This window comes from uncultured Porphyromonas sp., assembly GCF_934359325.1.
Lineage (GTDB): Bacteria > Bacteroidota > Bacteroidia > Bacteroidales > Porphyromonadaceae > Porphyromonas_A.
The window spans coordinates 1-1647 of sequence record NZ_CAKRLH010000279.1 but is presented as its reverse complement, the minus strand read 5'-3'; the positions used below and the strand labels follow the sequence as shown (position 1 = coordinate 1647).

General features: G+C 54.3%; 1 protein-coding gene and 1 pseudogene. Both read left to right on the top strand.

What is annotated here, in order from left to right:
• Positions 1-357, top strand: a pseudogene (locus tag Q0F21_RS07790) (excinuclease ABC subunit UvrA); the annotation flags it as partial.
• Positions 354-1647 (top strand): UvrD-helicase domain-containing protein (locus Q0F21_RS07785; protein ID WP_297238833.1); only part of this gene is annotated, 1294 nt, incomplete at its 3' end. The pseudogene Q0F21_RS07790 and the gene Q0F21_RS07785, both read left to right, overlap by 4 nt.

Below are 1647 nucleotides of genomic sequence, written 5' to 3'. Positions count from 1 at the left end.
CTCTCCGGAGGCGAGTGTCAGAGGATCAAACTGGCGAGCGAACTAAATAGGCGCGACACCGGCAATACGATCTACTTCCTTGATGAGCCGACGACGGGACTTCACTTTGAGGACATCCGTATGCTGATGGCGATCGTTAATCGACTGGTAGATCGAGGGAATACCGTCGTGATCATTGAGCACAATCTCGACGTGATCAAGATCGCTGATCATATCATAGACATAGGTCCCGAGGGTGGCAAGGGCGGAGGGCACATCATTTTCCAGGGGACACCCGAGGAGATGGTGCAGCGCTGTGACAGCCATACGGCGAAGTATCTGAGAGAAGAATTTAAGGCAGCAGGAAGAGAGGTATGATGACGACAAGCGAGGAGCTCTTAGCGACACTCAATGAGGAGCAACGTCAGGCTGTCAAGGATCTCTCTCATGATAGTCTGGTGATCGCCGGAGCAGGCTCTGGTAAGACGAGAGTACTGACGACGAAGATAGCCTACATCCTGGCAGAGGGTAAGGCCGGTCCCTCAGAGGTGCTGGCTCTAACCTTTACAAATAAGGCGGCGCGAGAGATGCGTACCCGCATCGCCACCATCGTGGGTGACGGACTATCGCGGATGATCCCCATGGGCACCTTCCACTCCATTTTTGCTCGCTGGCTGCGCAGCTACGGTAAGTACCTGGGATACGATAGTGACTACACCATATATGACTCGGGTGACTCCCGGACCTTGGTCAAGGTGATCATACGAGATATGAAGCTGGACGAGAAAGACTATCCGCCCAAGAAGGTCTACGGACTGATCTCAGCCTGCAAGAATGACGGACTCACCCCGGGCAGTCTCTCAGACAGCGACCCGAGGTTACGCCGGATGCCTCACTTCGATGACATCTACAGGGGCTATCTGAGTCGTTGCTTCAGGGCCAATGCGATGGACTTCGATGATCTGCTGATCAATATGCTGCGACTGCTGAGACAGCACCCGGAGGTGAGGGACGAGTTCCACAGGAGATTTCGCTTCATCCTCGTCGACGAGTATCAGGATACCAATTGGGTGCAAAATGAGATCGTCAAGCAGCTTAAGGGACCTGATACGATCCTCACCGTCGTAGGAGACGATGCTCAGAGCATTTACTCCTTCCGTGGAGCTGTGATCGAGAATATCCTCAGTTTTAGCAGCACATTCCCGGGCGCAGTGGTCTATAAGCTCAGGAAAAACTACCGCTCAACCTCCAACATCGTCGACATTGCCAATAGCCTGATCGAGAAAAATCACTTCCGCATCCCCAAGACTGTGGAGTCGGTAGCCGGCAAGGGCGAGAAGCTCACCCTCTTTGATGCCTTCAGTGGCAAGTCCGAGGCTGAGCGGGTCGCCGAGATGATCTCCGCCTCACTTCGCCGAGGGAGATCACCAGAGGAGGTGGCGATACTCTACCGCACCAATGCTCAGAGCCGTCTCCTCGAGGAGCAGTTACGCAATTATTCCGTCCCTTATAGGATCTACGGTGGTCTCTCCTTCTACGACCGTGCTGAGATCAAGGATGCCCTAGCCTACCTCCGCTTGGTGATCAATGCCAGTGACGACGAGGCATTCCGGAGGGTCTACAACACCCCCAAGAGGGGAATCGGTGACGTGACCTTTAGCACCCTAT